Genomic DNA, 26303 nt, shown 5'->3' with positions numbered 1-26303 from the left:
TTCCGACAGATCCCCACTCGCAACCGGAAGCAGAACTCAGATGTCACAGCAGCAGCCAGTCGAGGGCAACCAGTACCCGCAGCAGCCCCTCATCGAGCACCCGAGTGCGGCGGTTCCACCGAACCCGTATCCCCTCGCGGCTGACGGTACCCCGACACACGGCGGACCCGCGCGGGTCGCTGAAGTCAGGGAGAAACTCGTCCAGGTGCGGCGCGAGGTCGCCAAGAGCGTTGTCGGGCAGGAGGCGGCGGTCACCGGTCTCATCATCGCGCTGCTGGCGAAGGGCCATGTTCTGCTCGAGGGTGTTCCCGGTGTCGCGAAAACGCTGCTCGTTCGCACACTGAGCTCGGCGCTCGATCTCGACACGAAGCGCGTGCAGTTCACCCCGGACCTGATGCCGGGTGACGTCACAGGCTCACTGATCTACGACGCCAAGGGCGGTGAGTTCGAGTTCCGGCGCGGCCCCGTCTTCACGAATATCCTCCTCGCCGACGAGATCAACAGGACTCCCCCGAAAACCCAGTCATCGCTGCTCGAGTCGATGGAGGAGCGCCAGGTGAGCGTCGACGGGGTCACCCAGCCGCTCCCCACCCCGTTCATGGTCGCCGCGACCATGAACCCGATCGAGTACGAGGGCACCTACACGCTGCCCGAAGCGCAGCTCGACAGGTTCCTGCTCAAACTCGTCCTCGACATTCCCGAGCGGGAACTCGAGGTCGAGGTGCTTCGGCGCCACGCCGCGGGCTTCAACCCACGCGACCTCTCCGCTGCAGGCGTCACGGCCGTACTCGATGCCGATGACCTCGCCGACGCCCAGCGTGCCGCCGCGGCCACCGGGGTGTCTGCTGACGTGCTCGGCTACGTCGTCGACCTCGCACGGGCGACCCGGCAGAGTCCGAGCGTGCGCATGGGCGTCAGTCCCCGTGGAACAACGGCGCTGCTCGCGGCGGCGAAGGCGTGGGCCTGGCTCAGCGGTTACCCCTCGGTCACCCCCGACCACGTGCAGGCCATGGTGCTTCCGGTCTGGCGGCACCGGCTCCAGCTCCGGCCGGAGGCGGAGCTCGAGGGTGTCGCATCCGACGCGATCCTCCGGTCGATTCTCACGCAGGTGCAGGTCCCGATCTAAATGACCATCTCGGGGAGGTTCGTCGCGCTCGTCGCACTCGGCGTTGTTCCGGTCATCGTGCTTGGCTCGATCACCGGCGAACCGGGCGTCGTGCTCGGGCTGTGGCTGGTGTTCTGCGTGCTCGCGGCCCTCCTCGATCTCGTGCTCGCGGCATCCCCCCGCCTGGTCTCGACCTCGAGGTCCCTGCCCTCACGCACCCGGCTGGGAGAGAGCGTCACGAGCGAGCTCTACCTCACCAACCGGGGTCGGCGCACGCTCCGGGCGACGGTGCGGGATGCCTGGCAGCCGTCGGCGGGACCGGCGACGAACCGCACGCGGGTCACCATTCCCCCGGGCGAACGCCGGGTCATCACGGTGCAACTCACTCCGTCACGTCGCGGCGAACGGCGGGTCGAGCAGGTCACCGTGCGTTCGCGGGGCCCCCTCGGGCTGGCGGCCCGCCAGGCGACACTCGCCTCGCCCGGCCGGATTCGCGTGCTCCCGCCGTTTCACGCCCGCAAGCACCTGCCATCGCGGCTCGCGCGACTGCGTGAACTCGACGGCGCGACGAGCGTGATGGTTCGCGGCCAGGGAACCGAGTTCGACTCGCTGCGCGAGTACGTCCGCGGCGACGACGTGCGCTCGATCGACTGGCGCGCAACGGCACGACGGCGCGACGTCGTGGTGCGCACGTGGCGACCCGAACGGGACAGGCGCGTGGTGATCGTGCTCGACACCGGCAGGACCTCGGCGGTGCGGGTGGCCGACGAGCCGCGGATCGACACCGCATTCGAAGCCTCACTGCTGCTCGCCGCACTCGCTATCCGGGCGGGCGACCGGGTCGACTTCGTCGCATACGACAGGCGCGTCAGGGGACGCGTGCAGGGGGCAACCGGGGCCGACCTCCTGTCGAAGCTCGTCGACACCATGGCGGGGATCGATCCTGAGTTGCTCGAAATGGACTGGAAGGCGGTGCCAGGCCAGGTGCGCAACATCACCACCCAGCGCTCCCTCGTCGTTCTCCTGACCTCGATCGACGCGCCGGGGGCGTCGACGGGGCTTCTCTCGGTACTCCCCCAGTTGACGGCCCGCCATACGGTCGTTGTGGCATCCGTCACCGATCCCTTTGCACTCGAAGCGAGCCAAACCAGGGGCAATCGCGACGAGATCTACCTGGCGGCTGCAGCCGAGCGGGCACTACTCGACGTGGCGCGCGTGTCCGCCGCCGTTCGTCAGCTCGGCGCTGAGGTGGTGACAGCCTCGCCCAATGAGCTGCCGCCGGCCCTCGCTGACCGGTACATCGCGCTCAAGGCTGCTGGCCGGCTGTAACGTCCGCCTGCCTCGACTCCAGCAGCGCACGCGCCACGTCGCGCGCGAGTTCAAACGGGCTGTCGAACGTTCCCATCCCGACAGTCACGATCGCACCGTCGTAGAGGAGCATGAGCGTACATGCTGCGCGGTCGGGGTCAGGAACTCCCGCGTCGCGGCACAGCTCGGCAAACAACCCGAGCAGCCACGCCTTCTGGCCGGAGACCTCAGGAAACACGGCCCCGTCCTGGCTGTCGTCGAGCTCTGCGCGAGCGTTGATCGCGCTGCACCCCTTGGGGCTGTTCGTGCCCGACCAGGAGATCGCTGCGTCGAAGACGCCGAGAATACGCTCGACTCCTGGCTCAGGCGTGCGTGCAAGACAGGCAGCGAGGTGCTCTCGCCAGCGGGCTTCCCTGTGCCGGAGATACGACACCACGAGCGCCTCTTTCGACCCGAACCGGTCGTAGAGGGTCTTTTTCGTCACACCGGCGGCCGCGGCGATGGTGTCGACGCCGACAGCGTGGATGCCGCGCTCGTAGAACAACTCAGAGGCCGCGTCGAGGATCCGGCGCGCGGCGGGCGTCAGCGAGGGCTGGTCCGGAAGAGTGACCGTCATGCGGCTTACTATACCGTCCTGTATAGTCGACCGAATGAGTAAACAGGTCGGTGTACTGGGAGCGGTGGTCACCGTGCTGGCCGCTGCCGGATTCGTCACCTCCTGGAGCTCGGGGTTCGTCATCGCGGCGATGGCAACCGTCGACGTCGCTCCGGCCACCGTGCTCGTCTGGCGATTCATTCCCGTCGCGCTCCTCCTCCTGCTCCTTGCCCGGACCCGGAAACTGTTTCGCGGTGTGTCTGCCGCCGACATCGGACACCAGGCGGTCGTCGGCCTGTTCGCGCAGTTCGGGTACTGCGTCTTCGTCTACGCGTCGGTCGCCAGCGGCATCACCGCGGGGACCACCGCGCTGATCGACGCCGTTCAGCCGCTCATCGTTGCGACGCTGGTCGGCCCGCTGCTCGGGCTGCGGGTGCGGATCGGCCAGTGGGGAGGACTCGTCCTCGGCGCGCTCGGGGTGCTGCTCGTCGTCCAGACGCAGATGACGGGGTCTGACGCCCCTCCCCTCTCCTACGTCCTGCCCGCACTCGCCATGGTCTGCCTCGTCGGGGCCACCTTCCTGGACCGGCGCGGCGCGGCACAGCTTCCTGTGCTGACCACGATGACCATCCACGTCACGGTGACGGCCGTCGCATCCCTCGTCCTCGCTGCGGTCACTGGCACACTGCTGCCCCCGGCCTCACCGGTGTTCTGGCTCCAGATCATTCTGATGGCGATCTTCCCCACCCTGGCCGCCTACGGCCTGTACTGGTGGCTGCTTCGAAGAGTCGGCATCACAGCACTCAACGCCCTGCTGTTCCTCGTCGCCCCAATGACGGCGGTTGCGGGCTTCCTGCTTCTCGGCGAGCCACTGACAGCCCTCACCCTCGTCGGTTTCGCCCTGTGCGGCGGCGGCGTTGCCCTGGTCCTGACGGGCGAGCTGAAGAACCGGCCGACGGATGCTGTTCGCGGCGAGCACGCGACGAAGCAGGCGGCGAGGCAGGCGGAAGCCCCGGCGCGCGAGGGTGCGCGCCACTAGCCGCTCTCGCCGCCGTGATTCCGACGGTGGCGGCCTACGGCCTTTACTGGTGGCTGCGCCGGGTCGCATTACCGCCCTGAACGCGCTCCTCCGCTAGTCGCCGGGAAAGGCTTCTTCGTACCCGTCAGGTTCAAATGTCGTCGGGTCCTGCCACGCCCCGGTATTGGTCATTGTCCATTCCACGTTTCCCATCGTCCCCTTGAGCAGGCACCCGGTGGCCATTTCCTGGCCGTCGTATCCCGCCCTGTTGTTGATGACGTGCAGGTAGACGAACCAGTTTCCGTCCGACCGGACCGTAACTACGGTGCGCGGGTCGTCGAATGAGGCGACCTCGACCTCCATCGGGTGCGCGGAATAGCCAGTCGCCCATGGGAGGCACATCACGTAGGCGTCGATGGCCTCAATTGGACTATCCGGGCCACGTGGCTCTGGCTTTGCTGGCTCAGGAGTCGCCGTCACCGTGACGGTCGGAACCGGCGATGCGGCAGGCGGCTCTGCAGCCGCGCAGCTGGAAAGCGCCAACACCACAGACGCGCCGATCAAGATCGACAATTTTTTCACGAAGACCCCCGGATGCTCGAATGAAACCGAGCATATCGATGGGTGGGGTCACCCGCCGGCACGGTCCCACAACTGGGGCCACGCCGTTCACGTGCCAGCGTCAGCGCGGTCGACACGCCGCGCGCGCCCCTTCCGCCGGCAGAACCGCTCAGTTCGCGTAGATACGCCGCGCCCCGGCTTCGAAGGCAACGAGGTCGCCGGTCTCGCCGGCTCGGTAGGCACGTCGCCCGATCACGAGCATGTAGAAGAGGAACGCGCCGAGGGCAAGAGCCCCCAGCCCGATCTTCACGGGCCACGGCCACGGCTGCGGTGTCACGAATCCCTCGAGGATGCCGGCGACGAGCAGGACGAAAACGAGGCCGATCGCCACGGTGAACAAGGCACGGGCGTCTTCGGCGAGCGCCTGCGCCCTCGTGCGGTTGCCCGGCGACACCCACGCCCAGAAGATCCGCAGCCCACCGGCGGCGGCAACGAAGATGGCGGTCAGTTCGAGCATGCCGTGCGGCGCGATGTAGAGAAAGAAGGTGTCGCCGTGGCCGAAGCTGAAGAGAACTGCGGCGTTGAGCCCGAGGTTCTGGGCGTTTTGCAGGATGACATAGGGCACCCAGATTCCCGTGATTCCGAACGCGATGCACTGCGCAGCGATCCACGCGTTGTTCGTCCAGACCTGCCCGGCGAACGAGGCGGCGGGGTTGTCTGAGTAGTAATTGGCGAAATCTTCCTCGGCAACCTGCCGAAGCTCCTCCGTGTCACCGAGGTTCGCGAGCACCTGAGGGTCGTTCAGCACCCACGCCGCCCAGAGCGCGGCGACGGCGACGGTCGCGAGCGCAACGGCGAGCGTCAGCCAGCGCAGCCGGTAGAGCGCAGCGGGCAACTGGAGCATAAAGAACCGTGGCAGCTGGCTGAGCACGTTGGTCGACGCCGAGGTGAAGCGCAGTCTCGCCTTCGACAGGGTGACGCTCAGCCGATCGCCCTGTCTGGTCGATCCCGCTGTCGTCTTGATCGCAGACAGTTGCGTTGCCCCGGCCTGGTACCGATCGATGAGTTCGTCGGCTTCAGCGCCCGACAACGACCGCTTCGACGCGAGCGAGTCGAGGCGGTCCCATTCATTTCGGTGCGCGGCACTGTAGGCGTCGAGATCCATCTGATTAGATACTATTCATGACTGACTCCTCCGGCACACACATGTCGGATCTGTCTGACTCTTCGCTCCTGATCACCGGTGAAGCCGTCGCCCTCGACGTTCAGTCCGCGAGTTTCATCCTGCGTGCTGCGAGCGCCATCATCGACTTCCTGCTGTCGGTCCTCGTTGCGGCAGGCCTGTTGTGGCTCCTGCTCGTCCTCGCGACCCAGGGCGTCATCGACCAGTCAGCGACAGCCGCATTCTCAACGGCAATCATCGCGTTCTCGACCGTCGCGCTGCCGACGACGATCGAGACGCTGAGCCACGGTCGTTCCCTCGGCAAGCTTGCGATCGGCGCGCGCATCGTCCGCGACGACGGCGGTGCGACGGGTTTCCGGCACGCGTTCATCCGCGCCCTCGTCGGGTTCTTCGAGATCTACATGACCCTCGGTGGCGTCGCAGCCATCACCGGCCTGCTCTCCGCTCGCTCGAAACGGCTCGGCGATCTTCTTGCGGGCACCTACGCGCAGCAGGAGCGGGTGCCGAGGGCTGATCACTCGGTCTACGGCGTACCACCGGCGTTGCAGGGCTGGGCAACCATCGCCGATGTGGGGCGGATGCCTGACCGCCTGTCACGCAGGATCGCCCAGTTCCTCGACCAGGTCGACAAGCTCACGCCGGAGACCCGCGCACGGCTGGGTCGGAACCTGGCCGCGGAGGCCGCAGCGTTCGTCTCCCCCGTTCCTGACACGGACCCCGTGCTGTTCCTCTACGCTGTCGCCGCGGTGCGCCGCGACAGGGAGTACGCGGCACACATGCTCGAGCAGCAGCGGCTCGCGGCGCTCACGCCCGTGTTGACGGGGCGCCCGCACGGGTTCCCCGAGAGGTAGCGATTCGCCTCGGCGCGTCCCCCTTCGTCCGTCGCGAATGCCGACAACCGGCACAGAAGCCCGACATCCGTGACGGACGAAACTCCTGTCGCCAACTGCCGACCGGCTCATCCGTCGCGAGTGCCGACAACCGGCACAGAAGCCCGACATCCTTGACGGACGAAACTCCTGTCGCAACTGCTGGCCGGCTCATCCGTCGCGAATGCCGACAACCGGCACAGAAGCCCGACATCCGCGACGGACGAACCGTGGCCCCACGCAAACGGCGCCGCCCGGCCGAAGCCAGGCGACGCCGTCGCTCACACGTAAGACCTAGTAGCGGTAGTGATCCACCTTGTACGGACCATCGACCGACACTCCGATGTATGCCGCCTGCTCCTCGGTGAGTCGCGTGAGCTCAACGCCGAGTGCGTCGAGGTGGAGGCGGGCGACCTTCTCGTCAAGGTGCTTCGGCAGCACGTACACGCCGACCGGGTAGTTCTCGCGGTGCGCGTAGAGCTCGATCTGCGCGAGTACCTGGTTGGTGAACGAGTTGCTCATGACGAACGACGGGTGCCCGGTGGCGTTGCCGAGGTTCATCAGGCGCCCCTCGCTGAGCACGAGGATCGACCGGCCGTTCGGCAGGCGCCACTCGTGCACCTGCGGCTTGATCTCGACGCGCTCGGCGCCCTCGATCTTCTCGAGTCCGGCCATGTCGATCTCGTTGTCGAAGTGGCCGACGTTCGCGACGATGGCGAGGTGCTTCATGTTCAGCATGTGGTCGGTGGTGATGACGTTGAGGTTTCCGGTGCCGGAGACAAAAATGTCGACCTGGTCGACGACGCTCTCGAGCTTGGCGACCTGGTAGCCGTCCATCGCTGCCTGCAGTGCGCAGATCGGGTCGACCTCGCTCACGATCACGCGAGCGCCCTGGCCGCGGAGCGCTTCAGCGGCACCCTTGCCGACGTCGCCGTAGCCGACGACGAACGCGACCTTGCCGCCGATGAGGACGTCGGTGGCCCGGTTGAGGCCGTCGGGCAGCGAGTGGCGGATGCCGTACTTGTTGTCGAACTTGCTCTTGGTGACCGAGTCGTTGACGTTGATCGCCGGGAACCGCAGTTCGCCGTTCCTGAACAGCTCGTACAGGCGGTGAACACCCGTGGTGGTCTCCTCGGTGACGCCCTGGATCTCCTCGGCGATCTTCGTCCAGCGGTCGGTGGACGAAGCGAGCGAACGGCGCAGCAGGTCGAGGACAACGCGGCCCTCGTGGCTCTCGTCGTCGGCGGTCTCGGGGACGGCACCCGCGAGTTCGTAGCTGCGGCCGTTGTGCACGAGCAGCGTGGCGTCTCCACCGTCGTCGAGGATCATGTTCGGGCCGGTCCAGCCGGCACCGGCAGCAGCGGCTTCAGCGCTCCAGTCGAAGATCTGCTCGGCGCACTCCCAGTACTCCTCGAGCGTCTCACCCTTCCAGGCGAAGATCGGGGCGCCGGCGGGGGCGTCACCGGTTCCGGTCGGGCCGACGGCAATGGCCGCGGCAGCCTCGTCCTGGGTCGAGAAGATGTTGCAGCTCGCCCAGCGCACCTGCGCACCGAGGGCGACGAGCGTCTCGATGAGAACGGCGGTCTGCACGGTCATGTGCAGCGAACCGGCGATGCGGGCTCCAGCGAGCGGCTGCGATTCGCCGAACTCGGCGCGAAGGGCCATGAGCCCAGGCATCTCGTTCTCGGCGAGGCGGATCTGGTGGCGGCCCGCCTCTGCAAGCGAAAGGTCACGGACCTTAAACGGAAGAGCGGTAGCGGATGCTGCGGGCGAAGAAAACGTCATTCCTCCATTCTCGCAGACCCGGCGTGAACAACCCGGTGAGCTAGCTGTTATTCAGCACCTGATGCCTGACGACCTGCCAGCCCTGCGGGACGCTCATCCGTTCGGCGTGGAATGAGCAGAGATCGTAGGTGTGCGGCTCGCGCGCAAGGCTGAGCGGCCCGACGACAGCCATCGAATCGCCGTAATCGTAGGTGAGCGTCGAGACCGCTTCGCGCGAGCATCCGACTTTCGTACATGGCCTGTCCAACATTCCATTCACGATACATCCGCTCGAAGGCGCCAGAGGTCACCTCGCCGATCTCACCGGCGAATAGGATGGCTGCATGGCACGACGCGGTTCACGAAGCAGCACCTTTGAGCGGCGAGCGGTGAGGCACGACAGGCACGGCCGGGCCGGGCGAAGCGCGGCGACGGGCCCACACCTGCCGCCGCTCAAGAACCGCATCGACACGTTCGATATGACGGTCGCTGCCGCCGCAGACTTTCTGCGCGCGACCTGGCCGGAGGAACTCGCGGCCGTGCGTTTTGAGGTGGGTTCGATGCCGGCCGGCAGTCAGGACACGGACGGCGTTGCCCGCTGGTGGACCAGCCAGTCCGAGCAACGGGTTGTGCTGTATCGGTTGCCGATCCAGCGCATGAGCAAGCTGCACCGCGACGATGAACTCCACCAGCGGATGATGATCGAGAGCTGTGTTTTCCGGGCGACGGCCGAACTGATCGGCAAGGACCCCTGGGATCTCGGCCCCGACCGATTCCACTTCTGACTCCCGCGCTGGTTCCGTGCCGGGCCCGCGAGGCCCGACACCGGAGTCCGTTAGCGCGGGTAGACCGTCACCGGCGTCGCGGAGGGGTTGGCTGGCTGCACGGAAAAAGCACTGAACCCTGTCGCTGTCTCGAGACTGAGCTGGGCGAACGCACCGTCAACACCGGTGACCTCGTACGAGGTCCCGCCGGATACCGGGATCGCAACAGACGAAGAACCCGGGAGTGTCTCGGTCAGGATCCCGCCGGCCGAGACAAGCTCGATGTCCAGGGTGTCGGTTCCGGGGTTGGCGAGGTGCAGCACAGGGCTGTCTCCCGCGGGAACCGCGATCATCACCGTGTCAGGCAGCGCCGTTGAGGCCTGGAACCAGGCGAAGTCGCTCGATTCTCCGACGGCGGCGGAAGTGCGTGCTCCAGCGACGACAGGCTGGTCCGCACGGATGTCGATGGTGTAGCTGCCAGCGGTCAGGCCGCCCAGGCTGATCTCCGTTGCGACACCGGGTTCGAGGTCGTACTCGAGGGGTTCAGGCGATGAGGCATCCTGCTCGCTCGTGAATGTCACCGTGACGTGCGCGGTCTCGGTTCCGGGCGCGATCATCCGAACGGCCGGGCTGTTGTCGTCGTAGTCCTCATCGGAGACGGCCGGAGCGTTCGACGGAAGCACGACCCCGCTCAGGACCTGGCGATTGGCCGCCGGCGCCGTCGGAGCAACATATTCCACTCCGCTCGGCGTGAGGCCTCGAATGACACTGTGCTGGATCGCGGCAGCGACCTGCCCTCCCCTGCTCTCGATGTGCACGATCGGGCTGATCAGGTTCGGCGCGAAGGCCGCGAGGGACAGCAGTTTCTGCTCACCGCCCTTGACGATGATTCCCTGTGAACCCGGAGCGTCGACGACGCCGGCTTCCCCGTAGATGGTGAGGTCGACGATGGCGTCTGAGCGCGTCGGGTTGGTGAGGGTGATGACGCTCGTTCGGCCAACGTCGGTCGAACCGCCAACCAGCCAGCTCTCGGCGCTGGCTTCGGTGCACGAGCCCGCAGCGAAGCCGGCCAGTTCATCGAGCCCGGCAGACTGCGATTGTGCCGCCGCGAGCAGGGGCGCCGTCTCAGCATCCGTACCGCTCGGCACGCTCACCACAGTGGGCGACCCGAAGGCATCCGCTTCGACATTATGGGGTGCGGCAAGCGGGCTGAGCGTCGGCTCAGAACCGGATTCAGATCCGACAGTGAGTTCCGCGGCTCCGAAGGACGAAGCGCTCGACGACCCGTCGCCTGCGAGCTGGAGCAATGGCCCGGCGCACACCCGCGCCTGATCGGCGGCCGTCGGCGTGATGACGGCGCTCGGGACCGCTGCCCTCACGCGCGGCAGGTCAAGGGTGCCGACGGCGAAGACGGAGGCACCCGCGATCGCGACACCGATGACGCCCGCGATCATGCGGCCGCTCGTGGCAGCCCTGGTTCTGCTAGCGGCCATGGCTGTACTCGCTTTCGGTCCCTGGTGTTGCGTGCGGCCGGGTCTCGGCGTCCTCCGCGGCGGCGGCGGATGCGTCGGCGTCAGGATCCGCGCTGGCCTGCGGCTGGTCCGTGTCGGCGGGTGCGTCCGTATCGGCGTATGCGTCGGTTTCGGCGGGTGCGTCCGAGTCAGCGGGGGCGGTCGTGTCGGCAGCAGCGTCCGGCGAGGCTGCGGCGGCGGCGTCAGCGGCTTCGCGTTTCTCCTCGGCTTCCGCCTCCGACGCGATGCCGGCGGCGAGGCTCGCTTCGGCTTCTGCGTCGGCCTTACGCTGTGCGCGTTCGGCGCGGCTGAGACGGCGGACCGGCTCGCGGACCTCGCGTCGGCCCACGGTTCGGGGGGACTCTTCGGCGGCGCGACGCGATGCGGCCGTCGGGACCGAGAGCAGCAGGGCGAATCCGAAGACGATAGCCCAGCCGATCAGGACCGGCGTCGAGAAGACGGAGACGGGACCGACAGCGGCAGAGCCGCTGGTTTCACCCTCGAACCGCCAGAGGGTTCCGCGGTCGGTCGGTCCGATGTGGGCGAGCACGGGGCTGCTGTCGAGGGCTGCCGACGCGCGGCTCGTCGTCGTTGTCGCTTCGGGACTGACCTGCTCACCCATCTCGACGACGGCGGGAGGGAGCAGAACGTACTGGACGTCGAGCGCGGCGAGCGTCGGAGCGGGATCGTAGCCACCCTGTGAGACGAGGTTGCCCGCGAGTACAGTCACCTGCTCGTCGTTACTCGTGAGATTCTCACCGGTCGTGAGGATCGTCGATTGGTTGTCGAGGGTGTCACCGGCTCCGCGGACGATCCGCGCGGAGATTCCGCCGTCCGGCTGGGGGGTGACGATGAGCGTGCCGAGCGAGGGGTTCGTGGCGGCTGCCGCCGCGACGTATGCCGGCAGCGTGCGGCCATCGCTCGCCACAATGGCACCGTGCCCCAGCGGAAGCATCGCTGCAATGGGAACGGCGACCACGAGTGCGAGCGTCGAGACGACGATTGCGGGAACGACTGCCGCCCTGCGCATGCTGTCGAAGCCGACGACCGCGGCACCGGTGAGACCGAGCCAGTAGAGACTCAGCCCAGACCCGGCCCAGACGCTGGTGGCCGTCGCCCCGTTCAGCGAAATCTCGAGTTGGGTCGCACCGAGAGCCGTCGCCAGGCCAAGCAGGCCGACGAAGAGCAACACGGCAGCCCTGGCGCTGCCCGGCAGGAAGAGCGCGATGAGTGCCATCGCGGCGATTGGCGCGAGCAGGGCCGGCACGACGAGGTGAGCGGGCAGGCCGGAGATCCCCATGGCTGCGGTGATCGAGTCCCAGGCAGGGTTTCCGCCCGGCAAGCCGAGGGCCAGCTGCCAGCCCGTTGTGGGGAGGGAGCCGAGTACGGCGCCGGGATCCGCGAGGAGGAGGAGCCACCGGCCACGAACGATCCCCTGCTGCCAGATGAGTGGCGCGAAGAGAGCTGCGGTCGGGATGATGAGCCAGACGATCCTGGCGATGTGCCGACCGCTGACACAGAGGGCGAGTACCCAGATCACGAGGAACGCGGGAGCGAGCGACGGCGCAGCAGCTACGGTCATCGCCAGCAGCATCGACGCGACAGCGGATGCCGCCCAGGAACGCGCGGCGACGCATCCGGCGTAGAACAGCCACGGCAGCAGAAGGTGCACAAGGATCGCGCCGGGTCGACCGTCAATGAGCGCGGTGAGGAACGGCGGGGCAACGGTCCAGAGAACCGCTGCGGCAATCCGGTAGCCGCTCGACTCGGTGAGCCTGGTCGCAGCGAACCAGCCGCCGAGCGTTGCCAGGGGAAGCGCGAGGAGTGTGAGGGCCACGAGAGCGTACGACGGGTCCCAGAACGTCACGGATCCGAGCAGGGCCATGACCACGGAGAAGGGGTCGGCTGCGCCGGTGAAACCTATGCTGATGTCCCGCCAGCCAAAGCCGATGTTCTGCCACAGTCCGGCGACGGAGGCCGAGAGCGGAAGCATCCCTCCCCCTTCAACGGCCGGGGCGGCCAGGAGGGAGAAGAAGAGGCCGACACTGGCGAGCGCCGAGGCAATGACGAGCCAGCCGCCACCGCCGGTGAAGAAACGAAGATCGCTGCGCTCGACCGTGTAGACCGGAGCGCCAGCCTCCCGCCTGAGCAGGCGCCTGCGCCGCACCTCGGCGAATGGGATGCGGAGGGGCGAGATAGCTGACCAGCCGATGGTCTTCGCGTTGTGCAGATTCTTCCTGGACCTGGCGACCCGAATCGGGCTGAATGCGACCTGGAACGCCGCGGCGAACTCGCCACCGACGAGGCCCGGATTCTTCGTGGCGATGCGCCACACGCTGCGGGCAACGGCGAGCGGAACGAGTGACAGCCAGTGCAGCAGAACGAGAGCTGCCGGAGCGTAAACGAGTCGGCGATACAACTGGGCTCCGCGCGACTGGCGCACCCTCCTTCGGTACGCCGCGGCGCGGCGCGACCGCGACGGTCCGGCGATTCCGTCGCCGGCGGTGAAGACCACGGCTGTTGGTACGACAACGACGCGGTGTCCTGCCAGGCGAACCCGCACGCAGAAGTCAAGAGAATCGTCGGTGGCGCCGAAGGACGTGTCGAACCCACTGACCTCTTCCCAGACGGCGTGGCGAACGAGCACGCCAGCCGGGGCAACGCCGAGCACGTCGGAGATGCTGTCGTGCTGGCCCTGGTCGAGTTCTTCCCCGACGAGCGACACTGTGGCACCGAGCGGCGTGAGGGCCTGGCCGAGAGAGACGATTGTCGCGCCGTCCCTGGCATCCATGACCTTGGGGCCGGCAGCGGCGACGGAGGGGGCAACCTCGAGCGCCCCGACCAGTCGCGCCAGTGCCTCCGGCGCTGGGGCCGTGTCCTGTGCGAGCAGCCAGAGGAACTCGTCCTCGCCCCCCGCGTGCGGAATCACCCGCGCGCCCTCGGCGAGGGCCTGTGCAAAGGTCAACCGGACATCGGCCTCGACGATCCGATCGACGCCGGCTCGTTCGAGGGCTTCCGTGACGGAGGCGGGCGACGAACACGCAACGGCGACTATCGCGTCTGGCTGTCTGGTCTGGGCTGCGAGGGCATCAAGCGTGTCCTGCAGGTGGCTCGAGCCAGTGGGGCCAGTGCCATCGTGCACAACAAGGATCGCGGTTACTCGGGGAAACATCGCGTCCAGACTATGTCGACCTGGTCATGACACGGCTGACCGTGTCGGCGTGGCACGGAATGGCTGGCCCGAGCGGGTGCGTCACGGGCCGCAACCCCCGCGCGCGAATTACTGAATAGCGCAAGCTGAACCGCGAGAACTCAGCGGCGGGAACTTAGCGGCGCGAACTTAGCAGCGCAGAGCTAAACGGCGGGAACTTAGCAGTGCAGAACTGAGCAGTGAAGAACTAAACGGCGCGTTTCTTGAGCTTCCGGCGCTCGCGCTCGGAGAGGCCACCCCAGATGCCGAAACGCTCATCGTTCTCGAGCGCGTACTCCAGGCACTGTGTGCGCACCTCGCAACTCGTGCAGATGCGCTTCGCATCGCGAGTCGAGCCGCCCTTTTCGGGGAAGAATGCTTCGGGATCCGTCTGCGCGCAGAGCGAGTCGGACTGCCACGCAAGCGGGTTGTCGTCGTCGACAGCCTTGCGGACACCAGGAACTCCGAGCTGTACCGGATCGACGAACCAGTCCTCGGGAACACCGGAGCGATATTCAGGCGCCATATCCCTCTCCCCACTTGTTACCCGTGCGCCACGCGGCGCTATAGCTAATTACACCCGTGTAATTCCGCCACGTCAAGTCGCAGATCGTAAACCCTCAACCCCCCATGGAGGGTTCATCCCGCATTCACCGGCGTGTCGCGGGCGGCTCAACTTCTCTCGAAAACCGGGGTCCGGGGAGAGAATCCACCCCACCGCGCGGGGCCGTCCGCGATGGACGACCCCGGCGGAGGCAGGTGTCTCAGACCGTCGAGCGAGCGCTCCACGCGCTCGACACCATGTCGCTGAGCGTGTGGCGCATCGTCCACTCCAGGTCGCGTGCCGCGAGTTCCCCCGATGCCACGATGCGAGCGGGATCACCGGGACGACGGGGCGCGAGCTCGGGCTCGAACTCGATCCCGGTGACCTCGCGCATGGCGGTCATGATCTCGCCGACCGAGACGCCTTCTCCCGAGCCCAGGTTGTACACGGGCTCGATCGGTTCGCCGGCGTCGAGCCTCCTCGCGGCGGCGACGTGCGACAGGGCAAGGTCGGCGACGTGGATGTAGTCCCGAACGCACGTGCCATCAGGGGTCGGGTAGTCGTTGCCGTTGATCCGCGGCGTCCGACCATCGATCAGAGCGTCGAAGACGAGGGGAAACAGGTTGTGCGGGCTCGTGTCGTAAACGTCGGGATAACCGGAGCCGACGACATTGAAGTAGCGCAGGGAGGTGTGTGCCAGCCCCTGGGCGACACCCTGGTCGTGCAGGAGCCATTCCCCGATGAGCTTGGACTCACCGTACGGAGACTGAGGGTTCTTCGGCGTCTCCTCCGTAACGATGTCGGTGTCCGGCGTTCCGTAGACGGCCGCGCTCGACGAGAACACCAGGCGGTTCACACCGGCGTCCTCCATGGCGCCGAGGAGCGCAAGAGTCCCCGTCACGTTCTGCGCGTAGGTGTGCAGCGGCCGCTGGACGGAAACGCCGGCGTACTTGAAGCCAGCGACGTGCACGACGCCGGTGATGTTGAACCGGCGCAGTGTGTCGAGCACGAGGTCCCTGTCGAGGATGTTTCCCCGAACGAAGGGAACGTCGCGCGGAACGAACGACTCGTGACCGCTGGACAGGTCATCCAGGATGACCGCGTCGATGCCCTGTTCGGTGAACGCGCGAACGACGTGCGCTCCGATGTATCCGGCTCCGCCGGTGACCAGCCAGGTCATGTTGCCTCCTCTGTGTGGGCACTGTTCGTGCCCACACAGAGCCTATGGCACCCGAAAAAGCCGAAGAGAACCGGCGAGCGAACTAGACGATGAACCGACGCCTTTCAGCTGGACCGGGCCGACGCGTCGGAACGCGACGGTAGCCGTCGCGGGTGAGGGCAATCGCGCAGGCGACCGTTGCAATCACAACGGCGGCCAGGACGAGGAAAAGAAGAAGGATCATGGCTGTAAATCTATGCATTGCTGTTTCCTGCCAACAGTGGCAGACTCGCCATTGTTCGATTCTTTTCCGCCAGCCGGAGGTCCCAATGTTGAAGAAAATCGCTGTGGTCGCCCTGCCCGACATGGCGCCATTTGAGTTCGGCGTGATCTGCGAGGTCTTCGGTATCGACAGGACCGACTCGGGCGGACCCGGTTTCGACTTCAGGATCGTGACAGCGGACCCTGGCCCCGTGAAGACCAAGCTGGGTTTCGACATCGTCGTCGCCGACGACCTCAGCGCGGCTGCGGACGCCGACCTGATCGCCATCCCCGCGTACTCGGTGACGGGTGGCGACCCTGACCAGCGGGTCCTCGACCTCCTGAGGGACGCCGAGAAACGGGGCGCCTGGATCCTCTCGGTCTGCAGCGGTGCTTTCGCCCTCGCCGAAGCAGGAATCCTCGACGGGCGCCGGAGCACGACGCACTGGATGTACACAGACCAGCTCGCCCGCGAATACCCCCTGACCGACGTCGACCCCGACGTGCTCTTCGTCGAGGACCGCGGCGTGATCACCGGTGCAGGCACGGCCGCGGGAATTGATGCGTGCCTCCACCTCGTCCGAACGGAGCTCGGCGCAGCGGCCGCGAACGTCATCGCTCGCCGCATGGTTGTTCCGCCACAGCGGGACGGCGGGCAGGCACAGTTCATCCAGGCGCCGGTGCCAGAGCGTCGGAGCGACTCCTTTGCCGCTGTCACGGACTGGATGCTCGAGAACCTCGCCGAGGACCTCACCGTCGACGTGCTCGCCGCACAGGCACTGATGTCCGAGCGCACCTTCGCCCGGCGGTTCCGCGCCGAGCTGGGAGCGACCCCGGCAGCCTGGCTCAACAGGCAACGACTGATGCGGGCGCAGCAGCTGCTCGAGCGCACCGATTACGGACTCGAGCAGATCGCCGCCGAGAGCGGTTTCGGCTCATCGGCGGTGATGCGTCACCATTTCCTCAAGGTCCTGCACACGACCCCGAATTCGTACCGCCGTACCTTCAGCTGCACAGCGAGCGACGAAGAGATGGTCGGCTGAACTCAGCTGTCGGCCGACAACCTGGTCGTCGCGAGGAACATCTCGCCAGGACCGGAGATTGTGAGCGGACCCTCGTCCGGTGTGATGTACAGCACGTCGCCCCGTTCGACAGAGCGGTGCGCGGATGCCCCTCGGACGGTTGCGCTCCCGTCAGTGACCAGGGCGATGGCCGGCCCGGTCAGCTCGAGCTGAGTTGACCCTTCTCCCAGCCCTGAGACATGGATGAGCTCAAAATCGGGCACGTCGGGAACGAAGGCCTCGGTGCCATCGCCGACAGGGCGCGGCTCGAGGTACGGGACGGGCAACGGCGTAAAGTCGAGAACGCTGAGCAGTTCGGGGACGTCGATGTGCTTGGGAGTAAGGCCACCCCGCAGCACATTGTCGCTCGCGGCCATGAGTTCGACCCCGAGGCCACCGAGATAGGCATGGATGTTTCCCGCCGGCAGGTACAGCACCTCTCCACGCTTCAGGGTGACACTGCGCACCAGGAGCGAGACCACGATTCCGGGGTCGCCCGGGTAGAACCCGGCAAGCCGCCGCACGGTGTTCACCGCGGGCGTTTCGGGCGCGGACTGAGCGGCATCCGTGACCGCCGTGACCACAGCCGACACATCATCGGTCAGCAGGTATTCAACGACTGAACGCAGCACATCGGCGTCAGTACCAACGCCGTCGGCACCGGCCGCGAGGCGGTCGCGGAACGCGCGCAACGCGGTGATGGCATCGGCACTGAGGCCCGGCGCAGCGAGCAGGGCGTCGACGTCGACGAGCGAGTCAGCGACCGGACGGAATCCGCAGAGCGCATCGAACGTCTCGCTGAGCGCGTAGATCAACTCGGGTTTGTGGAAGGCGTCGCGGTAATTGCGGTTCGCCGCGTCCAGCGCAACGCCAGCGGCGTTCTCCCGCTCGAATCCTGCGCGGGCTTCAGCGGGTGTCGGGTGGGCCTGCAGCGAGAGCGGAGCGTCTGCGGCGAGGACCTTCAGGAGGAAAGGCAAGCGCGGTTCGGCGAGCCCCGCAGCGGCAGGGTCGCTCTCGATCCAGTCCGCGAGCGTCGCCGCGCCACCGGTCATCGATGGATCGAGCACGCGCGCCGGTGACCCGGGGTGGGCGCCGAGCCAGAGTTCAGCCTCAGGCCCGCCGGATGGCACAGTTCCGAGGAGATCGGAGATGGCCGTTGTCGACCCCCACGCATAATCACGAGGGTCGTTGCGGAGGGGAATCAACACGGGCTGGTCCTTATCCAAGTGGTCGAGCGTCGACGTTTCGAAGCCAGACACGAGCGGTGAGCGTTCATTGACACCCTACAAGAGCCGTCCACGGGCATCCGTTCTCTCTTGCCCCAAACGGCAAGCGATTGTGCGGGAAAGCCGCGCGTCCGTAGGCTTCATTCGAGTCCGGTTCACCCGGATGACCGACCCCAACGCAACGGAGCACGAATGTCGTTTGAACCACTCGCCAGCGATTTCTATGGATTCGAAAGCCTCGTCTCCGATCGGGAGAAAGACGCGCTCATGCGAGTGCGCAGCTACATGGAAACCACGGTCCGGCCGGTGATCAACGACTACTGGGAGCGCGCCGAGTTCCCCCACGACCTCATCGCGTCGTTCCTGGAGACCGATGTCGCTCGCTACGGGTTCGAGGAAGTGCGGCCGTTCGAGAACTCGGCAGTGTTCCGTGGACTCGTCGCCATGGAGATGGCACGGGTCGACGCGTCGATGGCGACCTTCATCGGCGTGCAGGAGGGTCTCGCCATGGGATCGATCAGCGTGTGCGGATCCCGTGAGCAGCGGAGCGAGTGGCTGCCGAAGATGGCGAGCGGCGAGGTCATCGGTGCATTCGGCCTGACCGAGCCACTGTCGGGAAGCGACAGCGCGCGCGGCCTGCGCACGACGGCGACGCGGGACGGCGACTCGTGGACGCTCAACGGTTCAAAACGCTGGATCGGCAACGCCACCTTCAGCGACATCACGGTGATCTGGGCCAAGGACACCGAGGACGGCCAGGTCAAGGGCTTCATCGTCCGGACCGACTCCCCCGGCTACACCGCCACGAAGATCGAGCGCAAGATCGCGCTTCGCCCCGTCCAGAACGCCGACATCACCCTCGACAACGTCGTCGTCCCCGAGAGCATGCGGCTGGCGAACGCCAACTCGTTCCGCGACACAGCAAAGGTGCTTCGCCTCACCCGCGCCGCCGTCGCGTGGTCGAGCGTCGGGGTTTCGGTCGGCGCCTACGAAGCCGCCGTTGCATACGCAAAGGAGCGCGAGCAGTTCGGCAAGCCGATCGCCGAGCACCAGCTGATCCAGGACCTGCTCGCCAAGTGCCTCGGCAACATCACAGCGTCGATGGCCATGTGCGTGCGGGTCTCCCAGATGCTCGACGAGGGCACCCAGCGCGACGAACACTCCGCTCTCGCCAAGGGTTTCTGCACCGCGAAGATGCGCGAGACCGTCGGCTGGGCCCGCGAGGCGATGGGCGGCAACGGCATAGTTCTCGACTACGAGGCTGCGCGGTTCTTCGCTGATGCCGAGGCACTGTATTCGTACGAGGGCACTCGGGAGATGAACTCACTGATCGTCGGGCGGGCCATCACCGGCAAGGCGGCGTTCGTCTAGCCTCCACCCCGGCCGGGCGCGGGCGGCTGAGCCGCCCCGCCCGATCGGAGGCGAGCGGATGCCGGCGCCCGCCTTTCAGGCAATAGTGCGTTGTTCAGGTCGCTTTCCGCGATCCCATCCTGATCAACGCGCTCTCTCCTGCGCATCGCGCTGCCCGCGGGCGAGGAGCAGTGGCGGGCGCGCCCGCTCTACTCCCCTACGGGTACGCTTGAACGTGCGGGGACGCTCCCGCCCATGTGTTGCGACGGGAAGGAGCGCGAAATCTCACGCGTTCGACTGCGCCAGGGCCGACATTTCGTCGTCACCTGGGGAATCTCCGACACCTTCGGCGGCATGACCGGGGCGTTCCTCCACCGCTCCCGTGCTTTCGTCCGCCTCGGCGGGACCGACGTCGACGTCCTGACCTTCGATGCGCGCCCGGACTACCCGGACGTCGAACGCCGCCTGCGCCAGGGCGGCAGGCTCATCGACGGCATGAGGCTGGTCAACCTGTGGGACTGGATGCGCGATCACCCGTCACCCGGGCAGTTTGCCCGCACCAGGGCATCCGCTTGTGAAAATCTCACCTCAGCGTTCGCTCCCCTCGACCGGAGCGAGAAATACTTCGCCGGGGTCCGCGACGGCGTGATCATGAGTCTCACTCGATACGCCGAGGACGGTGTGACCGAGCTTCAGGTCGATCACTACCGAGCGGACGGCACGCTCGCGGTCAGCGACCGCCGCGACGTGAGGCACCGCGGGACGGTCGGCGGTCGCAGCATCGTGCTGTGTGACACCTCCGGCGAGCCCGTGCGGGCGTGGGACCGGGCCTGGGCGCTCTACCGCTGGTGGCTGGACCAGATGCGCGGCAACGGCCCGGCGACGATGATCGTCGACAGCAAGACGAGCGCACGGTTCATGGTCGGTTACGTGCGGCCGCAGCTGCTGGTCATGCACGTCATCCATGCCTCGCACCTCGCGGGATCGGACGAGACGACGGTGCGCGCATCGCGGGCGGCGGTGTTCGATGACCCCCGCTCGTTCGACACCCTGGTCTTCCTCACCGAACGCCAGCGAACCGAGGCGGAGCCGCTCCTGGGCGATCGGGTGAACACCGCCGTAATTCCCAACGGCCGCGCAGTGCCACGAGCGACCGCGGCACCGAAAGACCGCCCCGTCACGTCGGGGATCATGCTGTCGGCGCTCGAAAAACGCAAGCGGGTCGAGCACTCAGTGCGTGCGATTGCCGGGGCACGGGCCGCCGGCGCGGCCGTCACCCTCGACATCTACGGCGACGGGCCCGAACGAGGTCGCGTTGAGGCGGCCATCGCGAAGGCCGGGGACGGGATCACGCTGCGCGGATATGACCCGGATGCCAGCACTCACCTTTCGGAGAGTTCGTTCCTTCTGCTGAGCTCTCGAAGCGAGGGGTTCCCCCTCGTTCTCGTTGAGGCGATGGCCGCTGGTTGCCTGCCGATCTCCTACGACATCGCCTACGGGCCTGCGGACATCATCCGGGACGGGGTCAACGGATTCCTCGTTCCGCCCGGCGATGTCTCCACTCTCAGCGCTGCGATCGAGCGGCTGGTAAGCCTCCCAGCGGCAGAGGTACTCGCGATGAGACGTAATGCCGTGCAGACAGCGTCGCGGTACTCCGACGAAGCGATTACGAAACGATGGGCGTCGGAACTCGATCGCGCCGCGAAGCGACGCGGTTTCCCACCCGCCGCGCCAGTCGATGCGCTGGTGTTTCGACTGCGACGTGGAATAGCCAGGCGATGGCAAAACTGGCCGGGAACGCGATCAGCGCAACCAGCCACCACGCGGCGTCCCCAATGAGAAAGGCCACGCTCGCCAGCACAGGCACGTGCACGAGATAGAGGCTGAACGAGACACGGCCGAGCCAGAGCGGCAGGCGGGCTGACAGCATCCGTTCGGCGAAGGGCGACCCGATCGCCACGACGATGAGCCCGGCAGCACCCACACCGGCGAGCCCCCACAGGGCGGCGCTCGCGCTGGAGCCCGCCGGGGCGATGTCGCGGGTGAGCCAGCTCAGGACGAGGAGAACGACGGATGCCAGCGCAAGCGTCCCCCAGGTGAACCTGCCGCCGCGTCGGTTCACCCGATCGGCCCATGCCCGGATCTGGGGCAGGTGAACGGCCATCATGGTGCCGAGGAAGAACGTGGGCAGGTAGACGAGCGCGTCGACCTGCAGCACCCGGCCAGCGATCATGAGGGCGACCGACGTGACAGCGGCGAGCCAGGGCCGGCGGCGCACCGCGAGCCCGACGACGATGAACACCGGCAGCAGCACCGAGAACACCACCTCCCAGCGGAGCGACCACAGCACGTTCACTATCGTGTAGGTCTGCGGGAGGAGCGACGATTCTTCGATGATCCGCCCGAGCGAGACACTCGACGCCACCCGGTTGTCGAGCCAGCTGTCCGGGGTGATCGCGCCGGGGAACCGGGGAACCACGAGGATCAGTACGACAGCGAACAGCACAGCACCGATGACGGGGAGATAGAGGCGAATGAGACGGCTCGGGTAGTAACGGAGCCAGTCGAAGGTGGCCGAAAGCGCGGGGATCGAGACGACGAGTCCGCTCAGCACGAAGAAGACGAGCACCGCTTCGCTGCCGGCGGTCAGCGGCCTGAGCGGAGACTGGGTGATCCACTCCCAGAGCCCGGCGGTCTCCTCCAGTCGCGGTCGCGCCATGAGCGTCAGGTGGTAGAGCACGACAACGACGGCGGCGACGCCGCGCACGCCGTCGAGCGCGTGCATGCGTTCGGTTTGCCCTGTTCCCATTCGTTCCACGTTAAGCGGACGCGGCTGGGAGTTCCCGGAATCGAGCCGTTCAGTGAGGGGCGCCTGCCATCAGTCCGGCCGACGGGCGTCGCGCCGAGCGCGCGTCCTCCTCACCAGCAGGAGGAAAACACCCGCAACCGCGAGCGCCGCCCCGATGCAGGCGATGGCGAGGACGGACGTCAGGTCGGCACCGGATTGCGACAGGGATCCCCTCGCCCTCGCATCCGCTCCCGGGGCACCAGCGAGCGGGTCTCCGGGAACGACCGGAGCCGCTGTTGCGTCTGGACCGGGAACGGCCGGCGCGGCAGGAGTCGGTACGACCGGTGGCTCGGCGGGGTCCGTCGGCTGCGCAGCGAGCGTCGACACTCTGACGTAGTCGAACGTGCTGGTGAACCCGGCGCCTGCCATCGAGACCAGCCCGATACGGGTGGTCGCACCGAGCGGTGTCGTCCAGGTCCCCGACTCCTCCCACGTCACCGAATCGAGGCTGGTGTAACCGGTGTAAAGGTTTTCGGTATCGCTGTGCTGGCGCACAATCCGCAGGTAGGTGTATTCACCGACCGGCCCCCCGACGCTGTTCCCGTAGACCGGGTATCCCTCAGGCACCGGGCTCTGCCGCTTCGCGAACTCGGTCTGCCTCGTCTCAAAGATCGATGAAACGGCGTGCTTGATGAAATTGCCGTCGTCGGCATAAATCACGATTCCGCCCTGGACGTAGTTCTGACAGCAGCCCTCCGCTGGCACCGACACCGACAGTCTCGTCTCGAGAACATAGTCCCCCTCTGGTGCCTCTTCGGTGAGGAGTCCGGCGGCGCCGGGGTCAGGGCCGAGGTCCGCTGCCTGCGTGTCGAATCGGAACTCTCCGTCCCCGACGCTGTACGTCGACGGGTCTGGCTGGCGAATCCACGACCACTGCGGCGAAAGCGCATCACCGTCGAAGTCATCCGAGAGCCCCGCGATCAGGTCAGCGGGTTCCGGTTGTCTGAGCGCATCCGGCGAGGGGGACGGCGGCACACCCGCCTGCGTGACGGGCGCGGGTTGCGGGGTGTCAGACGGGCCGCGTCCGCCCCGGACGGTGGGCCAGCCATCCACCCAGTCGATCCGATCCATGAGCACCGGGCGCTTCGTATAGGTGCCACCTTGGACCAGATAGGGGTCATGACGGTCGACCGCGTGGTACACAATCCAGTCAGTACCGGCAACATCCGTCACTACCGAGTTGTGACCTGTGCCGATCCAGCGGTTGCCGTTCTGGTGCAGCACAGGGGTACCCCCGACACGCCCAGCGAGCAGGGAAGTGCCTGTGCGGTCGACGAACGGCCCGGTCGGGCTGGTCGATCGACCGGCGAAAACGCTGTAGCCCGTTGCCGGCCCTGCGCAACAGTTCGTGGCCGAACCGAGGAGGTAGAAGTAGCCCTCGTGTTCGACGACGCTGGTTCCTTCGTAACGGTTCGAGATCGCGATTTCGACCTGGCTCGCTGGATCCGTGCTCAACCCGTCGTCGCTCAATTCGCGCACCGAAAGCCCGCCGAAGTAGCTTCCGAAGTAGAGGTAGTTCTGGCCATCGACGGTGATCACTTCCGGGTCGAAGACCCAGCGCCCAGCCATGGGTTCGACGACCGGCCCACCCGCGTCGGTCCACGGCCCGGCCGGGGTGGCTGCGGTCGCAACCCCGATGGCAGGGCCGCCGCCGGGACCCGTCGTCTGGGTCGCCGTGTAGTACAGGAAGTACGTGCCGTTGAGGTAGACGACGTCCGGAGCCCACATGTCGCCGTCGCCGATCCACGCGGGCTTCTCCGGCAACGCTTCTGCCACGAACGTCCAGTTCACCAGGTCGGTCGACCGGTAGCTGGGGATGCTGTAAAAACGCAACGACCCGTCATCGTTGGTTTCCCCCGCATCGAGCGCGTCCCTCGTGCAGAAGAGGTACCAGGCGGGGTCAGCGGGATCCGCGGACCGGATGACGTCGGGGTCTGCACACTGCTCAGCGAGGCGCCCGTCAGGCAGCGTGAGGGTGAGAGGGTTCGAATACGTTTCGGTGACGGCGGCAGCCGTGGCGACGGTCCGCGCACCCGCCGACACCTCGCTCGCTCCCACTGCAGTGGCCGGCACTGCACCGAACATGACGGTGGCAGCCGCAAGGCCTGCGACCAATGGCGTCCTTCTCATGGTGCCTCCACGGTGAGGTGAGCGAGTCCCCCGAGTGGACCACGACTGTGCGGGCACTGTCCACCCCCGTCGCCGCATCGCGTCTGCGCCAGTTCGCATCGTCGCCGATTCGCTTTGTCGCTCTGGCTTCGTCTGGGGCGGCTCTGTCGCGTGCCTTTTCCCGGGGTTACTATTCCGGACCCGGGTCGCACGCCACCCGGGGTCAAGTCAGGAAGGGAGCGCCGTGCCAGCTCGAATTGCCATGCGAAGGGGTCACCACTACGCGGTCACGTGGGGAATCTCAGACACATTCGGCGGCATGACCGGAGCTCTGCTGCATCGCTCGAGGGCTTTCGTCCGGCTGGCGGGCGTGCGAGTCGACGTCCTCACCTTTGACACCCGCCCCGACTACCCCGAACTGGAGCAGCGGCTTCGCGCGACGGGAAAGATCGTCGGGGGTATGCGCGTGGTGAACCTGTGGGACTGGCTCCGCGAGTACCCGTCCCCCGACGACTACGCCGGCGTGGCGGCCGCGGTTCCCGGTCGAAAGCTCGTCGAAGGATTCACCCCGCTCGACGACGCCGGGGCATACGTCGGCGGCGAACGAAACGGCCGGGTAATGAATCGCACGAGGTACAGCGATGACGCTTCCACCCCGCTGCAGGTCGACCACTACAGGCTCGACGGTTCCCTCGCTGTAAGCGATCGGCGGGACGTCACGGAGCGCGGGACGACCGGCGGGCGCACGATAGTGTTCTGCGATCGCGCGGGCAATCCGGTGAAGGCGTGGAACGGCGCCTGGTCCCTGTACCGGTGGTGGCTCGACGAAGTGCGCGACAGCGAGCAGGCAACGATGATCGTGGACAGCAAGACCAGCGCACGGTTCATGGTCGGGTACAAGCGATCGAATGTCGTCTCGGCACACGTGCTCCACGGTTCACACCTCGCATCCGACGGCCACACAATTCGAGCGTCGAGGGCCGCGGTCTTCGAGAATCCCACCGGTTTCAGCCTGCTGGTCTTCCTGACTGAACGGCAACGGGCTGAAGCGCTGCCGCTGCTGGGGCCGAGTGCTCGTACCGCCGTGATCCCGAACGGGAGAGAGGTTCCGCGCGGGTCAGCCGCACCCCCGGCGCGGAACGCGCACTCGGGCATCATGCTCTCGGCGCTCGACGACCGCAAACGGGTCGACCACGCTGTCCGTGCCATCGCTGCGGCTCGCGCCGCGTCCACTCCCGTCACTCTCGACATCTACGGTGACGGACCGAAACGTGGCCAGGTCGAGGCCGCCATTGCAAAAACCGATGGTGGCGTCCAGCTGCACGGTTACCAGCCGGATGCCAGGAATCACCTGCGTGAGAGTTCCTTCCTTCTTCTGACCTCGAAAAGCGAGGGATTTCCGCTCGTTCTCGTCGAAGCAATGGCTGCCGGTTGCCTCCCCGTCGCGTACGACATCCCGTATGGCCCGGCCGACATCATCCGCGACGGGGTCAACGGTTTCCTCGTTCCCGCCGGCGACATCACCGCGCTCATGGCGGTGATCCAGCGACTGGTCGGCCTCCCGCCGAAAAAGCTCGATGCGATGCGCCGCAACGCAGTGAAGACATCCGCCGCGTACTCGGACCAGGCGATCACCAGACGCTGGGCTCTCGAACTCGATCGAGCCGCAGCCGGCGCCGGTCCACGGCGCGCCGCTCCAGATGAACCGCTTGATGCGCTGGCGCTCCGGATCCGCCGGGGACTCGCCAGGCGGTGGCACCGGTTGCGCACGGCCGGTACAGGCGGCCGCCGTTCACGGTGAGGACGCCGGGACGCCCGGCGACGAGGATGCGGCCACGCGTCCGAGGCAAGCTCTCCGAACCGCGATAACCTGTAAC

21 protein-coding genes and 1 pseudogene are annotated in these 26303 nt (G+C 66.9%); 9 read left to right on the top strand and 13 right to left on the bottom strand.

Annotated features, from left to right (window positions below; translation table 11 throughout):
- Positions 1-40 precede the first annotated feature (40 nt).
- Together AC1C2M_RS09945 and AC1C2M_RS09940 are read left to right on the top strand one after the other, a co-directional pair.
- Positions 41-1126 (top strand): AAA family ATPase, encoded by a 1086-nt coding sequence (locus AC1C2M_RS09945; RefSeq protein ID WP_495436239.1) that lies wholly within the window; start codon positions 41-43, stop codon positions 1124-1126.
- A complete protein-coding gene (locus AC1C2M_RS09940) occupies positions 1127-2434 on the top strand; it encodes a DUF58 domain-containing protein (protein WP_495436238.1) in 1308 nt (435 codons plus the stop codon).
- Here AC1C2M_RS09940 and AC1C2M_RS09935 read toward each other — a convergent pair.
- Positions 2412-3029 carry a TetR/AcrR family transcriptional regulator gene (locus AC1C2M_RS09935; RefSeq protein WP_495436236.1) on the bottom strand — a complete coding sequence of 206 codons (618 nt, stop codon included), beginning with the start codon at positions 3027-3029 and terminating at the stop codon, positions 2412-2414. The genes AC1C2M_RS09940 and AC1C2M_RS09935 overlap by 23 nt on opposite strands.
- Before the next feature lie 34 nt (positions 3030-3063).
- On the opposite strand from AC1C2M_RS09935, the gene AC1C2M_RS09930 reads away from it, so the two are divergent.
- On the top strand, positions 3064-4047 hold the full coding sequence (locus tag AC1C2M_RS09930; RefSeq protein ID WP_495436235.1) for a DMT family transporter: 984 nt from the start codon (positions 3064-3066) through the stop codon (positions 4045-4047).
- A gap of 93 nt (positions 4048-4140) precedes the next feature.
- Here the strand turns inward: AC1C2M_RS09930 and AC1C2M_RS09925 are convergent, their stop codons facing one another.
- Both AC1C2M_RS09925 and AC1C2M_RS09920 read right to left on the bottom strand, forming a co-directional pair.
- Positions 4141-4590 (bottom strand): hypothetical protein, encoded by a 450-nt coding sequence (locus tag AC1C2M_RS09925; RefSeq protein WP_495436233.1) that lies wholly within the window; start codon positions 4588-4590, stop codon positions 4141-4143.
- A gap of 166 nt (positions 4591-4756) precedes the next feature.
- Entirely contained in the window at positions 4757-5752 is a 996-nt protein-coding gene (locus tag AC1C2M_RS09920; RefSeq protein WP_495436232.1) for a stage II sporulation protein M, read from the bottom strand.
- A 17-nt stretch (positions 5753-5769) separates the two neighbouring features.
- Between AC1C2M_RS09920 and AC1C2M_RS09915 the strand changes: the two genes are divergently transcribed.
- On the top strand, positions 5770-6621 hold the full coding sequence (locus tag AC1C2M_RS09915; protein WP_495436230.1) for an RDD family protein: 852 nt from the start codon (positions 5770-5772) through the stop codon (positions 6619-6621).
- Between the two features lie 312 nt (positions 6622-6933).
- Here AC1C2M_RS09915 and ahcY read toward each other — a convergent pair whose 3' ends face one another.
- Positions 6934-8424 (bottom strand): adenosylhomocysteinase, encoded by a 1491-nt coding sequence (gene ahcY, locus AC1C2M_RS09910; protein WP_495436228.1) that lies wholly within the window; start codon positions 8422-8424, stop codon positions 6934-6936.
- A gap of 40 nt (positions 8425-8464) precedes the next feature.
- Entirely contained in the window at positions 8465-8674 is a 210-nt protein-coding gene (locus AC1C2M_RS09905; RefSeq protein ID WP_108390403.1) for a DUF3499 family protein, read from the bottom strand.
- Between the two features lie 73 nt (positions 8675-8747).
- On the opposite strand from AC1C2M_RS09905, the gene AC1C2M_RS09900 reads away from it, so the two are divergent.
- Positions 8748-9188: a metallopeptidase family protein gene (locus AC1C2M_RS09900; RefSeq protein ID WP_483405595.1), complete on the top strand. Its 441-nt coding sequence runs from the start codon at positions 8748-8750 to the stop codon at positions 9186-9188.
- A 50-nt stretch (positions 9189-9238) separates the two neighbouring features.
- Here the strand turns inward: AC1C2M_RS09900 and AC1C2M_RS09895 are convergent, their stop codons facing one another.
- The 5 genes from AC1C2M_RS09895 to AC1C2M_RS09875 all read right to left on the bottom strand — a co-directional run bounded on the left by AC1C2M_RS09895 (position 9239) and on the right by AC1C2M_RS09875 (position 15815).
- Positions 9239-10660: a DUF5719 family protein gene (locus AC1C2M_RS09895; RefSeq protein WP_495436226.1), complete on the bottom strand. Its 1422-nt coding sequence runs from the start codon at positions 10658-10660 to the stop codon at positions 9239-9241.
- On the bottom strand, positions 10650-13850 hold the full coding sequence (locus AC1C2M_RS09890; protein WP_495436224.1) for a glycosyltransferase family 2 protein: 3201 nt from the start codon (positions 13848-13850) through the stop codon (positions 10650-10652). Before AC1C2M_RS09890 ends, AC1C2M_RS09895 begins: the two co-directional genes overlap by 11 nt.
- 226 nt (positions 13851-14076) lie before the next feature.
- Positions 14077-14394, bottom strand: coding sequence for a WhiB family transcriptional regulator (locus tag AC1C2M_RS09885; RefSeq protein ID WP_483405592.1), 318 nt, complete (start codon positions 14392-14394; stop codon positions 14077-14079).
- 238 nt (positions 14395-14632) lie between these two features.
- Complete coding sequence (gene galE, locus AC1C2M_RS09880) at positions 14633-15592, bottom strand: UDP-glucose 4-epimerase GalE (protein WP_495436222.1); 960 nt, start codon at positions 15590-15592, stop codon at positions 14633-14635.
- A gap of 82 nt (positions 15593-15674) precedes the next feature.
- Positions 15675-15815 (bottom strand): hypothetical protein, encoded by a 141-nt coding sequence (locus AC1C2M_RS09875; RefSeq protein WP_495436221.1) that lies wholly within the window; start codon positions 15813-15815, stop codon positions 15675-15677.
- Positions 15816-15900: 85 nt separating this feature from the next.
- Between AC1C2M_RS09875 and AC1C2M_RS09870 the strand changes: the two genes are divergently transcribed.
- Positions 15901-16875 (top strand): GlxA family transcriptional regulator, encoded by a 975-nt coding sequence (locus tag AC1C2M_RS09870; protein ID WP_495436220.1) that lies wholly within the window; start codon positions 15901-15903, stop codon positions 16873-16875.
- 2 nt (positions 16876-16877) lie between these two features.
- Here AC1C2M_RS09870 and manA read toward each other — a convergent pair whose 3' ends face one another.
- Complete coding sequence (manA, locus tag AC1C2M_RS09865) at positions 16878-18101, bottom strand: mannose-6-phosphate isomerase, class I (RefSeq protein ID WP_495436218.1); 1224 nt, start codon at positions 18099-18101, stop codon at positions 16878-16880.
- Positions 18102-18311: 210 nt separating this feature from the next.
- On the opposite strand from manA, the gene AC1C2M_RS09860 reads away from it, so the two are divergent.
- Together AC1C2M_RS09860 and AC1C2M_RS09855 are read left to right on the top strand one after the other, a co-directional pair.
- Positions 18312-19490, top strand: coding sequence for an acyl-CoA dehydrogenase family protein (locus AC1C2M_RS09860; RefSeq protein ID WP_495436216.1), 1179 nt, complete (start codon positions 18312-18314; stop codon positions 19488-19490).
- Between the two features lie 234 nt (positions 19491-19724).
- A pseudogene (locus AC1C2M_RS09855) lies at positions 19725-21080 on the top strand (glycosyltransferase); the annotation flags it as partial.
- Positions 21081-21135: 55 nt separating this feature from the next.
- Here the strand turns inward: AC1C2M_RS09855 and AC1C2M_RS09850 are convergent.
- Entirely contained in the window at positions 21136-22278 is a 1143-nt protein-coding gene (locus AC1C2M_RS09850) for an acyltransferase family protein (RefSeq protein ID WP_495436215.1), read from the bottom strand.
- 69 nt (positions 22279-22347) lie between these two features.
- Positions 22348-24447, bottom strand: a complete 2100-nt coding sequence (locus AC1C2M_RS09845; protein ID WP_495436213.1) for a glycoside hydrolase family 43 protein — start codon at positions 24445-24447, stop codon at positions 22348-22350.
- Positions 24448-24670: 223 nt separating this feature from the next.
- Between AC1C2M_RS09845 and AC1C2M_RS09840 the strand changes: the two genes are divergently transcribed.
- Positions 24671-26227 (top strand): glycosyltransferase, encoded by a 1557-nt coding sequence (locus AC1C2M_RS09840; protein WP_495436211.1) that lies wholly within the window; start codon positions 24671-24673, stop codon positions 26225-26227.
- Positions 26228-26303: the final 76 nt, after the last annotated feature.

This window comes from Mycetocola sp. Y444 (assembly GCF_059445295.1).
Note: the sequence above shows the minus strand (reverse complement) of the source record. Positions and strands in the feature narration are given on the sequence as shown.

Bases quoted from the DNA above. Each gene is read 5' to 3' on its own strand.
- AC1C2M_RS09885 (WP_483405592.1), bottom strand. From the start codon at position 14,394: ATGGCGCCTGAATATCGCTCCGGTGTTCCCGAGGACTGGTTCGTCGAT.
- AC1C2M_RS09890 (WP_495436224.1), bottom strand. From the start codon at position 13,850: ATGTTTCCCCGAGTAACCGCGATCCTTGTTGTGCACGATGGCACTGGC.
- galE (WP_495436222.1), bottom strand. From the start codon at position 15,592: ATGACCTGGCTGGTCACCGGCGGAGCCGGATACATCGGAGCGCACGTC.
- ahcY (WP_495436228.1), bottom strand. From the start codon at position 8,424: ATGACGTTTTCTTCGCCCGCAGCATCCGCTACCGCTCTTCCGTTTAAG.
- AC1C2M_RS09900 (WP_483405595.1), top strand. From the start codon at position 8,748: ATGGCACGACGCGGTTCACGAAGCAGCACCTTTGAGCGGCGAGCGGTG.
- AC1C2M_RS09905 (WP_108390403.1), bottom strand. From the start codon at position 8,674: ATGTTGGACAGGCCATGTACGAAAGTCGGATGCTCGCGCGAAGCGGTC.
- AC1C2M_RS09920 (WP_495436232.1), bottom strand. From the start codon at position 5,752: ATGGATCTCGACGCCTACAGTGCCGCGCACCGAAATGAATGGGACCGC.
- AC1C2M_RS09860 (WP_495436216.1), top strand. From the start codon at position 18,312: ATGTCGTTTGAACCACTCGCCAGCGATTTCTATGGATTCGAAAGCCTC.
- AC1C2M_RS09895 (WP_495436226.1), bottom strand. From the start codon at position 10,660: ATGGCCGCTAGCAGAACCAGGGCTGCCACGAGCGGCCGCATGATCGCG.
- AC1C2M_RS09845 (WP_495436213.1), bottom strand. From the start codon at position 24,447: ATGAGAAGGACGCCATTGGTCGCAGGCCTTGCGGCTGCCACCGTCATG.
- AC1C2M_RS09945 (WP_495436239.1), top strand. From the start codon at position 41: ATGTCACAGCAGCAGCCAGTCGAGGGCAACCAGTACCCGCAGCAGCCC.
- AC1C2M_RS09915 (WP_495436230.1), top strand. From the start codon at position 5,770: ATGACTGACTCCTCCGGCACACACATGTCGGATCTGTCTGACTCTTCG.
- AC1C2M_RS09935 (WP_495436236.1), bottom strand. From the start codon at position 3,029: ATGACGGTCACTCTTCCGGACCAGCCCTCGCTGACGCCCGCCGCGCGC.
- AC1C2M_RS09875 (WP_495436221.1), bottom strand. From the start codon at position 15,815: ATGATCCTTCTTCTTTTCCTCGTCCTGGCCGCCGTTGTGATTGCAACG.
- AC1C2M_RS09850 (WP_495436215.1), bottom strand. From the start codon at position 22,278: ATGGGAACAGGGCAAACCGAACGCATGCACGCGCTCGACGGCGTGCGC.
- AC1C2M_RS09870 (WP_495436220.1), top strand. From the start codon at position 15,901: ATGTTGAAGAAAATCGCTGTGGTCGCCCTGCCCGACATGGCGCCATTT.
- AC1C2M_RS09930 (WP_495436235.1), top strand. From the start codon at position 3,064: ATGAGTAAACAGGTCGGTGTACTGGGAGCGGTGGTCACCGTGCTGGCC.
- AC1C2M_RS09940 (WP_495436238.1), top strand. From the start codon at position 1,127: ATGACCATCTCGGGGAGGTTCGTCGCGCTCGTCGCACTCGGCGTTGTT.